13 protein-coding genes and 1 other annotated feature are annotated in these 13,242 nt (G+C 34.5%); of the genes, 5 read left to right on the top strand and 8 right to left on the bottom strand.

Annotated elements, in window-relative coordinates:
• Window positions 1-152: 152 nt before the first annotated feature.
• Together AC1Q51_RS15905 and AC1Q51_RS15900 are read right to left on the bottom strand one after the other, a co-directional pair.
• Window positions 153-1,847, bottom strand: coding sequence for a methyl-accepting chemotaxis protein (locus AC1Q51_RS15905; protein WP_016513202.1), 1,695 nt, complete (start codon window positions 1,845-1,847; stop codon window positions 153-155).
• Window positions 1,848-2,261: 414 nt separating this feature from the next.
• A complete protein-coding gene (locus tag AC1Q51_RS15900) occupies window positions 2,262-3,080 on the bottom strand; it encodes a class I SAM-dependent methyltransferase (RefSeq protein WP_075718585.1) in 819 nt (272 codons plus the stop codon).
• Window positions 3,081-3,194: 114 nt separating this feature from the next.
• Window positions 3,195-3,465: a binding site (T-box leader), on the top strand.
• 50 nt (window positions 3,466-3,515) lie between these two features.
• On the opposite strand from AC1Q51_RS15900, the gene metG reads away from it, so the two are divergent.
• Window positions 3,516-5,150, top strand: a complete 1,635-nt coding sequence (metG, locus tag AC1Q51_RS15895; protein ID WP_000021585.1) for a methionine--tRNA ligase — start codon at window positions 3,516-3,518, stop codon at window positions 5,148-5,150.
• A 41-nt stretch (window positions 5,151-5,191) separates the two neighbouring features.
• Here metG and AC1Q51_RS15890 read toward each other — a convergent pair whose 3' ends face one another.
• The 6 genes from AC1Q51_RS15890 to AC1Q51_RS15865 form a co-directional block, all read right to left on the bottom strand.
• Complete coding sequence (locus AC1Q51_RS15890; RefSeq protein ID WP_000154123.1) at window positions 5,192-5,446, bottom strand: hypothetical protein; 255 nt, start codon at window positions 5,444-5,446, stop codon at window positions 5,192-5,194.
• Window positions 5,447-5,513: 67 nt separating this feature from the next.
• Window positions 5,514-6,416, bottom strand: coding sequence for an EamA family transporter (locus AC1Q51_RS15885; protein WP_000357148.1), 903 nt, complete (start codon window positions 6,414-6,416; stop codon window positions 5,514-5,516).
• A gap of 141 nt (window positions 6,417-6,557) precedes the next feature.
• Window positions 6,558-8,000 carry a sensor histidine kinase gene (locus tag AC1Q51_RS15880; protein WP_492331594.1) on the bottom strand — a complete coding sequence of 481 codons (1,443 nt, stop codon included), beginning with the start codon at window positions 7,998-8,000 and terminating at the stop codon, window positions 6,558-6,560.
• The gene (locus AC1Q51_RS15875; RefSeq protein WP_000148834.1) at window positions 7,978-8,643 is read right to left on the bottom strand and encodes a response regulator transcription factor; all 666 of its coding nucleotides are present in this window, start codon (window positions 8,641-8,643) and stop codon (window positions 7,978-7,980) included. Before AC1Q51_RS15875 ends, AC1Q51_RS15880 begins: the two co-directional genes overlap by 23 nt.
• 364 nt (window positions 8,644-9,007) lie before the next feature.
• Window positions 9,008-9,469 (bottom strand): L,D-transpeptidase, encoded by a 462-nt coding sequence (locus tag AC1Q51_RS15870; protein ID WP_000735058.1) that lies wholly within the window; start codon window positions 9,467-9,469, stop codon window positions 9,008-9,010.
• 30 nt (window positions 9,470-9,499) lie between these two features.
• Entirely contained in the window at window positions 9,500-9,943 is a 444-nt protein-coding gene (locus tag AC1Q51_RS15865) for a DUF3978 family protein (RefSeq protein ID WP_000388762.1), read from the bottom strand.
• A 401-nt stretch (window positions 9,944-10,344) separates the two neighbouring features.
• Here AC1Q51_RS15865 and AC1Q51_RS15860 point away from each other — a divergent pair, with 401 nt between their 5' ends.
• From AC1Q51_RS15860 to AC1Q51_RS15845, 4 genes are all read left to right on the top strand, one after another.
• On the top strand, window positions 10,345-10,959 hold the full coding sequence (locus tag AC1Q51_RS15860) for a DedA family protein (protein ID WP_000454754.1): 615 nt from the start codon (window positions 10,345-10,347) through the stop codon (window positions 10,957-10,959).
• Window positions 10,960-11,189: 230 nt separating this feature from the next.
• Entirely contained in the window at window positions 11,190-11,411 is a 222-nt protein-coding gene (locus AC1Q51_RS15855; protein WP_000776173.1) for a helix-turn-helix transcriptional regulator, read from the top strand.
• Window positions 11,401-12,114 (top strand): DUF3169 family protein, encoded by a 714-nt coding sequence (locus AC1Q51_RS15850; protein WP_075719344.1) that lies wholly within the window; start codon window positions 11,401-11,403, stop codon window positions 12,112-12,114. Before AC1Q51_RS15855 ends, AC1Q51_RS15850 begins: the two co-directional genes overlap by 11 nt.
• Window positions 12,115-12,156: 42 nt before the next feature.
• Window positions 12,157-13,209 carry a zinc metalloprotease gene (locus AC1Q51_RS15845; protein WP_053565466.1) on the top strand — a complete coding sequence of 351 codons (1,053 nt, stop codon included), beginning with the start codon at window positions 12,157-12,159 and terminating at the stop codon, window positions 13,207-13,209.
• Window positions 13,210-13,242 lie beyond the last annotated feature (33 nt).

Below are 13,242 nucleotides of genomic sequence, written 5' to 3'. Positions count from 1 at the left end.
AGAAAGCTTTACTCCAGTTGGAATAAAGCTTTCTTATTTCCTTTAGGAATTATAGCAGACGGAATGAGAGATAGAAAGAGATATTTTAAAGTGAAAAAAGAGAGACTGTAAAACTTTCTTTCTTATACCTTTGAGCTTGTGTCATTTTCACTTTAAGCGTTTGTTTTGAAATGAGAAACGAGAACTTCAAGTTCTTGTACGATTGTTTTCATTTCAGATGATTTGTTAGCCACGATACTCATTTTGTTTACTTGATCACCAGCCGAATGTGCTGTTTGTGATGTTTCTGCAGCAACTTCGTTTGAAATAGAAGCGATATTATTTAAAGCTGCGTTCATTTCTTCAGAGCTTGCAGCCATCTCTTCAGCAGTTGCAGACATTTCTTGCATTTGCGTAGAGACTTTGTTAATGTGGTTAACAATTTCTGAGAATGAAGATCCAGCGGTACGAATAACCGTAATTCCTTCAGAAGCCTCTGCTTGACCTTGTGTCATCATGTCATTTGCTATTTTTGTATCAGTTTGAATTTGATGCAGTAAATGGTTAATGTCAGTTGCGGCTAGTTGAGATTGTTCAGCAAGTTTTCTAACTTCATCGGCAACAACAGCGAATCCTTTTCCGTGTTCACCAGCACGAGCTGCTTCAATAGAAGCATTTAAAGCAAGTAAATTTGTTTGTTCGGCGATATTCGAAATAGATTGAAGTGCAGTATCGATATGATTTGTATGTGTAATGAGTCGCTCAACTACTTGTGATGTAGCGTTAACGGCTTCGTTAATTGTATGCATTTGTGTAATAGATTTCTCAATGACTTTATTCCCATTATCTGCTTTTTCTGAAGTTGTGACAGCTAAACTAGTAACAGAAGAGGCGGACTCAGCGATACGCTGAACACTCGTTGCCATGTCATCCATTGCGGTTGAACTTTCTTCAATGCTAGAAACTTGTGAACGAATATTGTGTTCAAGAGCATTCATAGTTTCTTGGGTCCTTGCGGTATTTTCCATAGAAGCGGTTGTTTCAATAAATACATTTTCGGAAGCTTCTTTTACACTTGTTGATGTTTGTTGAACTTGTTTTATTATATGCTGTAAGTTAGTGAGCATTTGATTAAAGGAATTTGCAATGTCACCAATTTCATCTTTACTCGTTACGTGTAATCTAGCCGTTAAATCTCCATCTTGAGAAGCTAATTCTTTTAACTTCTCATCAATTTGTCGAATTGGTTTAACGAGTTTACCAGAGAACCACCATGCTAATAAAATAGACGTTAATGTACATGTAATGAGTGAGAAGAAAATAATATATTGAATAAGTGATGAAGAAGACTCGACATCAGCAATTAATGCGTCACGTTTCTCATTTTCTTCATTTGTATATTTATTAAAACGACCTAAAAGATCATTTACATAATCTGTTTGTGCTAAAGCAATTCTAGATGCTTCGTCCCATTTTCCTTCACGCGCAAGAGGGAGTACCTCATTATCTATGACGCTACGCCATTTTCCTCCCATTAAAATGGCTTCTTTCATTCCTTCTGGGAGCTTTTTGTCACTTGTTACTTTCTCTCTAGTATCAGCTAATTTTTTCCCTTCTCGGTTGAACTTATCTAATCCTTTTTGATCATGTGATAGCAAATATTCTTGTAAACCAGCAACTTGTCCTTGGAACCAATCGCCACGTTCTTTTAAAATCGTCGCTCTTTTCGATACATCATTTTTTAACGTTTCGATTTCACTTGCTTGATTCATGGCGAATGAAAGAATAACAATAAGAGCAATGCTAAATAAAGAAGAAATGCTTAAGAGTGTGAACAGTAGTTTTTTTCGAATACTAACATATTTCATCGTTACCCCTACCCTCATTTAAACTATTTATTATGATTTATAGATATTTAAAACGAAATTAATAAAAACATTATTATGAAGTTATTAATCTGTTCAATAAAAATTATAGCAGATAATGGAAGGAGTCAGATTGGTATTAGAAAAAGTTCTTAAAATGTATACATTTGCATATCATAAAATTCATAAATAAATATTAGAAATGCTATTGAAATTTGAAATGACATCATGTATACTTCTAATTAGTTGATAACGATTATCAGTATCAACTAAAAACATTACTCTTCGTTATGTTGGTCATACCCCTTTTTGACGACGTAAGTCAGAGACGAAATGTTGAAATATCTTGTGTCCTATTCTACAGAATTATGGTAATCTCCAACCTCAACTTATATGCGTGAGCATGCAAAAAGGATCCTATCCGTGAAGGGATCCTTTTTTGCATGCTGTCGCAATTATTGTATATAGACCAGGGATACGTTCTTCGATTCCTTCTGGTGCAGTAGAAGGGAAGACCCATCTTTGATGAGATCCATGTTCTTCAACTAGTTTTTCAATTTTAAAACGTTCTTCCGCAAGTGTTGTAATGATTTCTCCTAGCGTCCAGCGACGGATGGTTGTTTTAGGTAGCGATTCTTTCTGTGCTTCTGTAAGAAGGATGCTATAAGCAACATCATCTTCAATTAATTCTTCATCGAAATAATTTCCACTTGCTCGAAATGATGGATGGTCTACTCCTAATAGCTTTGTGTATATTGGATGGTAATCGCGAAGGATAAGTATTCCACCTGGCTTTAGTAGTTGAGAAATTTTTTTGAAAAGTGGTTTTAAATCTAGAAAGTAATGAAGTACACCAAGCTCCAGTAATACGATATCAAATGATTTGGAGAGATTTACATCTAGTACATCAGAAACGATGTAATGAATAGAGACGTCTGCGGCGGCAGCAAGTTCATTTGCATATTTTGCATTACTTGCTGAAATATCAACAACTGTTACGTCAGAGCCTAAAAGGGCGAGAGCAACAGCTTTATTTCCTTTTGAGCCGAGTAAATTAATAATACATTTTCCTTTTGGAGATTGTATGTAAGGTAAATAATGTGCTACTTCGCGTGTGGGATCTTCCATGATTTTTTTCGCATAATCCTCCGGTGCCCCATGGCGATTCGTCCAAGCTTCATAAGCAGCTGTATTCCAGCTTTTTTCATTTATAGTGCTTAGTTGTTTTTGGTTCAATGTTATCACTCCTTTTGTGAACGTATAGGTATTCGGCGGGAGGATGGGATTTCCTTTTCGTTCTGGATAAAAGTTTGATTTTTCTGTGATTAAGTCGTAAAATACTTGTTATACGTAAAAGCGTTGAAAAGGAAAAGTAGGATGAACACATTCTTTCCAGAGAGCTTCGGTAGCTGAGAAGAAGCAAGAATATTCATTTGAACAATGGCCTTTGAGCTTCGTCCTGAACTTATCAAATGATAATAGTAGGCGGCGACGAGAGTTGGTACTCGTTATCAAAACCACAGTATAAGAGCATAGAGCTCCGTACTTGTTAAGGTTAATTATGTGAGTGATTGGCGAAATAAGGTGGTACCGCGACTGTTTATACAGCCCCGCCCTTATCTTTTTTAAGATAGGGGCGGGGCTTTTTATATTTTAAAGGAGGAATATAAGATGAGTATTTTTATTGGAGGCGCTTGGCCGTATGCAAATGGTTCGTTACACCTTGGCCATATTGCGAGTTTATTACCTGGAGATATTTTAGCGCGTTATTACAGGGCAAAAGGTGAGAATGTGCTGTATGTTTCAGGGAGTGACTGCAATGGAACACCGATTGCAATTAGAGCAAAACAAGAAGGTGTGACAGCAAAAGAAATTGCTAATAAGTATCATGAAGAATTTCAGCGATGTTTTCGTGATCTCGGTTTTACGTATGATTGCTATACACGTACCGATAGCGAGCATCATCATGAAACTGTTCAAAAAGTTTTTTTACGTTTATTAGAAGAAGGCTATATTTATAAAAAAACAGTGGAACAAGCGTATTGTGAAACGTGTACGCAGTTTTTACCGGATCGTTATGTAGAAGGAATATGTCCATATTGCCATGAAGCAGCAAGAGGAGATCAATGCGATGCTTGTTCTGCTATTTTAGATCCTCTTGATTTGTTAGAAAAGAAATGTAAGTTATGTGGTAGTACGCCATCTGTAGAGGAAACAGAGCATTTCTATTTTGCATTGCATACATTTCAGGAGCAAATTAAAAAAGTTGTAGAAATCGCAAAAGAAAAAGGAACATGGCGTGATAATGCAATTCAATTAACGGAAAGATATGTAAAGGAAGGGTTACAAGATAGGGCTGTATCAAGAGATTTACCAATCGGGGTATCAATTCCAGTGAAAGGGTATGAAGATAAAAAAATTTACGTATGGATTGAAGCAGTGGCAGGATATTATTCAGCGAGTAAACATTGGGCTGAAGAAACAGGAAAAGATGATCAAGAGTTTTGGAATAGCGATGCGCAAACATATTATGTACACGGCAAGGATAATATTCCATTTCACTCCGTCATTTGGCCAGCGGTATTACTTGGAATAGGGGAAGAAGCAATCCCGCGTCATATCGTTTCGAATGAATATTTAACAGTTGAAAAAAGAAAATTATCTACAAGTAAAAACTGGGCAGTATGGGTGCCTGACATATTAGAACGCTATGATCCAGATTCTATCCGTTACTTCTTAACAGTAAATGCACCAGAAAATCGTGACACTGATTTTTCATGGCGTGAATTTATTTACAGTCATAATAGTGAATTGTTAGGAGCATATGGAAACTTCGTGAACCGCACATTAAAGTTTATTGAAAAATATTATGATGGCACTGTACCAAAGGGGACTATTGATATAGAGCTGAAAGATAAAGTAGAAGGATTATATAAAAATGTAGGAGAGGCGATTGAGCAAACTAAATTTAAGGTGGCGTTAGAGACAATATTTGATGCAGTACGTTTTGCAAATAAATATTTTGATGAAAAGCAGCCTTGGAAACAAAGAGAAGATGATCCAGTTTCGTGTGAAGAAACGATTTATAACTGTGTGTATCTTATCGCTAATTTTGCAAATCTCCTTGAACCGTTTTTACCATTTTCAAGTGAAAGAGTTAGAAGCACATTGTCGATTATTAAACGAAATTGGGAACCGCAAAATACGTTGCCAAGTAGAATTGATAGCGTGCAGCCACTATTTGAGCGAATCGATGTAAAACAAATTGAGCATGAGGTAGGGAAGCTATATGGAGCGGTAAAGTGAAATATAGAAAAAGACCTTTCAAGTAAATGAAAGGTCTTTTGTTATGCAGTATGATTCTCTTTCTTATCTTTCAAAAAGAAAAGTACGGCAAGGATTACAAGAATAATAGCTGCAATATCATACGTTATTTTAAATGTAGTATTAAAGTTTAAGTACTCTACGAAAGGAGTTTTCACTGCTCCTGCATATATACAAACGGGAATGAGAAGTAAATCGTAAAATTTCTTTTCTTTCATATATCTTATTAGGAAGAAGATACACATAATAGCAAAAAATATGATGCTTAAAATAGTCATTTATACCTCCAGATAAATTTACTTATTTTAATTGCAGTTATATCTTTTATATAAATTCTGTATTTTTTCAAGCGCTATGCACGCGATTGTGTTTCCTTTCTTTCCTAGCCGTAAGCAGCTGAGGAGTGAAAATCCCAACCAATATAAAAATAATACCAATCCACTGCATGAATGTTACGACTTCATGTACAAGTGTAATAGAAGCGATAATAGCAGTTGGTAATTCAGCTGCACCTAATATTGTACCGAGTCCTGTTCCAACCTTTGGTACACCGATTGAAAAACAAATGACAGGTACAACAACGCCGAATAATCCGAGGAAGAAAGCATATTTCCATAGACCGGCTTGGAGGGCACCATCTGTTAAAAAGGTTGGTGGGAAGAATAGACATACGATAAGAGTCGCACTTGTTGTCATGAGAAAGCTTTTCGTATAAGGGGGAACATCTGTAGCAACGCGTCCGCTTGCAAAAACATAGAATGAAAAAGAGACTGCAGCTAATAGTCCAAAGATAATCCCTTTCGTAGAAAAACTTTGTCCGAGGCCTTCAAATACACCACCTGCAAACAATGTACCAGCAAATAAAATAAGGATAGATATGATCTTATCGCGGCTTGGAAAGGTTCGATTTGCAATCGCTTCGATAATGACACCAATCCAAGTGAACTGAAAGAGTAGGACGACAGCGATAGATGCGGGTAGTTCTTCTACAGAAATAGCGTAGAAAATCCCAGTCATACTCATTGTTGTTCCGACGGTTAGTAATGAAAAGAATTGTTTTTTTGTTACTTTATGACGTGAAAAGAAAAGAACGAGTAGAAATAGTCCAATCCATCCGAAGACATATTGTCCCCCTAATAGTTGATGTGCTGAAAATCCATTTATGAATCCGAGTTTGAAAATAGTTGAAAGTATGCCGTAGCTGCAAGCACCGAATAAAACGAGCAATGAATATTTAAACTTATCCATAAAAAATCCTCCTTTTAAGTAATAAAAAACGCCCGCTATCCAAATAAGGATAACGGGCGAACGAAACAGAGTAAGACACTCTACAAAATTCCGCCACTCACACATGAAGTATGAGTTTGGGGTATGTAATTATAGTGAATGTTACATTGCTTTTGGGAATACAATGGAGCATTTTACACCTTGAGCTGTGTTTTGTATCCCGTAAGGAAACTGATGTTTATCTAATATTTGTTTCACGATATATAATCCAAGACCACTACCTTGTACTAAACCGTGTTTATCAGGGTTTGCGCGATAGAAAGGCTCAAATAAATGAGCAAGTTTATCTTCATCAATTTGTGAACCTGTATTCAATACTTCTAATGCGTAACCGTTTGGTTTTTCATAAAGCTTTATATATACGTGCTGATGGTCAATTGTATAATGAATTGCATTTGAAATAATGTTAAAAATAGCAGTTTGAATAAATTTAGGATCAGCTAAAATTTGTACGTCGTGTTTAATATTAGATTGTACATTTAATTGTTTTACAGATACAAAGTAATCTACTTTCTTTATAACATCCTCAATAATATTAGATAAAGAAATGACTTCTAAATTCGGTTTAAATTGAGGGTTTTGTATTTTGGATAATTCCGACATTTTTTCCGTTAATATGTTAATGTCTTGCATCATCTCGTAGGAACGTTTCAAATACTTATCTCTATCTTTATAAGCTCCAATTCCGTGAATCATGCCATCTAGTTGTCCCATAACGGCTGCGATGGGTGTTTTTAATTCATGGGATACCATAGACATAAATTCTTTACGAGATTGTTCTAATTGTTGTTCCTTCTTGAGCTCATTTCTTAAATCTTGATTGCTTTCATGTAAATTCTTCACAATATTTGGTACTTGTGAAGCGGCTACTGACAAATTAAAATCTGTTTGATCTGTATTTTTGTTAAGTAGCTTTTTATCTGAGAAATCAAGATTCATAATATCTTTTAAAGCATCGCTCATATATTGAAAAGGTTTAGCAATTAGTTTTGCGTACATTAAAGATCCGAGTAGAGATAATGCAAGCATTGTCGCGCCAACCTGTGGAGCTAACTGCTGCAACGCATCTGCTAACTTTGGATTATCATTTGTATCATTTGTTTTACTTGCTGCATTTTGTGTATGTAAGGCAGCATTATTAGCGGCTTTCTTTTCTGCTTCTGTAAGCTGATTAGAAGTGCTATTTTTCCCCGAAAGGTTTTGTGTATGTTCTTTTGCTTTTGCAGTTTGGCTAGGCTGCAAAAGGTGATTGATAGCTGCAGAAAGAGATTTATAATCTACAATAGAAGATTGGAAATTAGAAATGTTCCCTTCTGACACAGCTTTATTTTGATTCGTTTTACTTTGATCGTTTTGCTTATCTGAATCCGCCTGTTCTGTAGTCGGCGTTCCATTTTCTTTCGCAAAACGTTCTTTATCGTAGTTTGAAGCTAGAAAGTAAATAATTTGATAAAGACAAAGTGATAAAAGAATACAAAATAATAAGGTTTTGATGAAAATATTTTTGGTGATGTTGTCTTTACTACGATTCGATTTTGTAGCCAATACCTTTCACCGTTTTAATATAAGTAATTCCTAATTTTTTTCTTAAGTTTTTAATATGTGTATCTATAACTCTTACATCACCATAATGTTCATAGCCCCATACCTTATTCAACAAATCACTTCTTGATAATACTTTTCCTCGATTTTGCAGTAAAGTATAAATAATTTCAAATTCTTTTGTTGTCAATTCAATTTGATTACCATGAACATAAGCTGCATATGCTGTAGAGTTTAACATCAATTCATGGAATTGTAGTATAGTTGCAGCTTCTGCTTCCTTCGTTGCTGCCCTTCTTAATACAGCCTCTACACGCTTAATAAATACAGTGTAATGGAACGGTTTCGTAATATAGTCATCAATACCTAACTCAAATCCTTTAATTTCACTTTCTTCATTATGTAAGCCTGTTAACATAATGATTGGTACATCAGATTGTCCTCGCATAATTTTACAAATACTATAGCCATCTATATCTGGTAACATTACATCGAGGAGGACAAGATCATATGAATTTTTTTGGAAAAGAAGAATACCTTCTGTTCCAGCACCAACTACATCAACGGTAAAGTTTTGTGCCATTAGAAATTCACGAATAAGTTCTTGTATATCTGGGTTGTCTTCAATCACCAGTATATGCGTCATAGTAACACCTCCTAAATAACGCTTTTTACTGCAATATTCGAATTCATCATTTTTCGAGTGACTCAGATTGTTTATACATATAATAAGCCCCCGCTATAAAATAATCATGAAGGTAGCAAGGGGAATAGTTTAGTGTTACTGAATAGTTCAGAATTACAGTAGTTCTATTATAGTATGTATTATAAAATTTATAAAACATTATAACTGTATAATTTTAATATCTACGTTTATCAATGTTTAGATATTAGCTAATCAAATCTATTCCTATTATATATGTAAATACAGTTGTTTTGCTACTGTAAATGAATAAATAAAATAAGCCAAGACATAAAATTCTTGGCTACACATAAATCTTGTTTTTGGGCTATTTGACAGTGACAGTAGCTTGCTGCTGAACGCGCTCAAATAACCAGTGTATATCATTATTATACATACGAATACAACCAAGTGTTGTCCATTTGCCGATTGCTTGATTATTGTTAGTTCCGTGAATCGCATAAGTTGTTCCGTAAGTTCCTGCCATATTTAATCCAAGCCAACGGTCACCAAGTGGATTACGTGGATCCCCGCCTTTAATTTTGCCTGTATAATAAGGGCGGTTTTTAATTTTATTTACGATTTGAAAAGTACCTTTAGGTGTAGGCGTTGCAGCTTTTCCAGTAGCGACAGTAAAACTTTTTATAAATTTTCCATCCTGATAATAATCCATTTTATTTAACTGAGTGTCTACAATTAATTGATCTTTCGTTGTAGCGGCCTCTGCGCTAGCGAATGGAAGAGTTAAAAATCCTAATGATAATAGTGCGCTTAATAATAATTTTTTCATTGTTATTCTCCTTTTACTATCGTAATAGTCTTACATACAATGAAGTTGTAATCCTCGTAATGCTTTATTTACATTTTCATCTAATGTTTCAAAGAATGTAGTGATTTTGCTGTTGTGTTTGTTGTTTTTATCAATAAGTAATCTTTCGTTCAATAAAAGCTCACCACGTAGTCCAAAACTTTGAACTTGAATATTTAGCTCATCTTCATTTTCAGAAATAATTGGTAAGAAATAGTGAAAAGCTTTCGTTGGAATGATGTAGCTTTTGCCAATCATGCTTTCTTGGTTTGAGTTAGTCCATTTTTTCGTGACAATTTTAATATTCTTTTTTGAAACGATAAAAGATAGTGTTGTAGATTTTGTTAAACTTACGTCAAATTCACTTGTTTCACATATGTGTAAATTAAAAACGGTTTCATTTTGATGAGATTCAACATTTGTATTAATAAAATCGTGCATTTTATATGCTTCCATTTCGTATTCACCCTTTTTTCAATTTCGAAAAACGACTTATATTTATTCAAATTAATGCTTAGTCATATATTAGTTAAATTTTTCAACAAATTCCGATATAATCTTACAATACGTATATGAAGCTAATATGAAGTTAGCATGAGTTTGTGGTGGTTTTTTATTGAGAACAAAATAAGAAAGGTTTTTCAGTGTTAAAAAATGGATAAAATTTGCATATTATTAATGCGTCTTTTTGTTATCTCGACTTGAAAAATGCTTTTAGCTACTTAATAAAGAACGGAAATCATTAGTGTGACCCTTACAAAAATGTAATAAAAATGTAAGCTATTGTGATAGTTATTTCGACAATTTTTTTATACAATAATAGTAAGAAGTTGTACGTGATTGAAAGGAGAGATGACATGGAATGGATTCATGAATTATTTCAGCAATACGGGTACTATGTTGTACTTGTAGGTTTGCTGTTAGAATATATTGCACTTCCGTTTCCGGGAGAGCCAACGTTAGCATATGCGGGATTTTTAGCACATAAGGGTGATTTAAGTTTACCGATTTTAATTATTCTATCCTTTATTGGGACAAGTGTAGGAATGACGATTCAATACTTTTTAGGAAATAAATTAGGTATGCCTTTCATTCAAAAGTATGGGAAATACGTATTTTTAACACAAAGAAAAATTGACTTAACGAGAATGTGGTTTGATAAGTATGGGTACTTCCTGATTTTTATTGGTTTCTTTATTCCTGGTGTACGTCATTTCACAGGATACTTTGCAGGAATTATTAATTTACCATTCCGTCGTTTTGCCATTACAATTTATTCAGGCGCTCTATTTTGGGTATCATTCTTCTTAATTGGTGGTTACTGGTTAGGTGGAAATTTACATGATATCTTTGGAGTGCTAGAAGGTCATATCGGTAAAATCATTTTTGGAGTTATTGTGATTGTAGCGGTTACGTTAGGTATTCGTTTCCGTAAGCAGCTAAAACGAGTATTACTACAAAACGCAAGCTAATATGAAATCCATTCTATGTCAGAATTTAGGAAGGCAGTGCAAAAGCACTGCCTTTTTTATTTTATTGTTAAGACTATGTTTAATGCACATTTTACATTCTTTATAGGAATTTGATACAGGATAAGAAATAAGTATCTTGTCAATTATTATAGTCGTAATGACAATTATAATTGACAAAAATAAGGATATTATTTACAATTTTAATTAAATAAATGAAAAAGAGGGAAGACATGAAGCTTCAAAATCGAGTGAGGGAATTGCGAGCAAAGCATCGTTTATCACAAGGGGATTTAGGAAAAGTGATTGGATCATCACGGCAAACGATTAGTTTAATTGAACGTGGGGATTATGCACCATCTATCGTATTGTCTTTAAAAATCGCGCAAATTTTCAATGTACCAGTGGAGGAAATATTTACGTTAGTAGAGGGGGAAGAGGACGATGAAGAGTAAGAGTAAGCGAAAAAAACAATTTGATTCTGTGGGGAAAATAGCATTAAGTATGATAGGAGGCTTTTTAACGTCTTATATAGCTTTAAATTTACTCTCGGATGAACCGAGAAAATTATCATCCAATACATTTATAGGTATATGTACTATTTTTGGAATTTTAATGATGTACTATACTTGGAAGAATACACGTATGTTAGCAGAGGCACGCGATGAAGAAGAGAGCGTACAAGGCAGAAAATTAGGCATTATAAGTATATATTTACGTGTAGGTGATATAGTTACGCAGGCATGGTTTGTATATGCAGTTATTACATGTAGACGTGCACTGTTGCAGGATACAAATGTTTCATTTGCGGTGTGGAATTTAGTAGCTTCTATTGTTTGTTTAACTACTGTAGTAACTATCGGACTCATAACAAAAAATCGTTATAACAAGCTATATCCTGAACAAGGTGTAACGTATATGGAATCTATGAAAATGTGGACGAAAAATGCAGATGAAGGATTAAAGCACATTGTGCATGAGGCTGGATATAAAGCGTATGAATTTACGAATACAATATTGGCATATGTATGGTGGGCTGCCGTTATATATACAGCTGCTAGTGATATCGATTTTGTGTTAATTGGTTTAATCTCATTTATTTGGATATTGCATCTCGGGAAGTTCATGTACGAAATGCAGAGAAAAATGATTTATTAAGGGGAGAAAAAGGTGGATATTTTAAGAAGGCCAGCTGGCTCAATGACAGTGGCGCTAATTCTGTCCATTTTATACGGAGTAATCCGAACTGGGAAATTAGAAGTAATTTTGAACCTATGGGCAATAGTTGGAATTTCATTGTTAGTGTTAGCCATTCATGAGCTAGGACATGTAGTATTTGGTGTAATAGGTGGTTTAACATTTAAATTTATGACAGTAGGACCCATTACTATTCAAAAAGAAAAGGGAAAATTACGCATTCGAGAAAATAAATTATGGGCGTACTTTGGAGGCGTTGCAACACTAGTACCACCTTCTATAGAGACACCGAATCTTTCGAAAAAATGGGCGTGGCTCACTTTAGGTGGACCGATTACGAGTTTACTATTTGGTATTACTTCCGGTTACATATACATGGTGAGTTATTATCAATATCTTTTATATTTTTCCTTTTTCCATTTTGCAATCTTTGTGGTTACAATTGTGCCGATAAAAGGAATGCTTATGAGTGATGGGATGCAATTTCTTATTTTAATTAAAGATGATGAAAGAGCTAGAAATCACTTATATGAGATTCAAATATCGAGTGAGTTATTTAGTTATAAAAGACCGAAAGATTGGGATGAAAGATTAGTAGAATTGAGTGAGGAGAAAATAAAAGAGAATAAAGGGATAAGAGAGATAATGAGTAGACTTATGCTCGTCTTTTTTGCTCGTGCAGATCAAGAGGGGATGGAAAGAGCGATACCGTATATAGAACGAATTGTTCAACTACCTGTAACGAAAGAAAATAAGTTTTTCGTTAGTAGTTTTCATAGTTGGTACCTTTTATATAAAGCCCTTTATCAGATGGATAGTCTTTCTTTGCAAGAAGCAAAGGAACATGCAAAGGCTATTACAAAAATGGACCTAAGTGGATATTACCGTACACAAGGAATTATTAAATATGTAGAGGGCAATATGGAAGCGTCCCGTACTTATATGAAGAAAGCTGATCAAGAATTAAAGAGCGCCGAGAAGAGTGAAATGGGATATTTACAATTAGAAAGAGAATGGTTTAAGCAGCTGAAAGAGAGGGTATCTTACGATGGGTGAGGTATCCTCTTTTTTATATGTCATCTTATGCCG

Source organism: Bacillus sp. MT94, assembly GCF_058792475.1.
The sequence above is the reverse complement of the archived record's forward strand: the minus strand, read 5'-3'. Positions and strand labels throughout refer to the sequence as shown.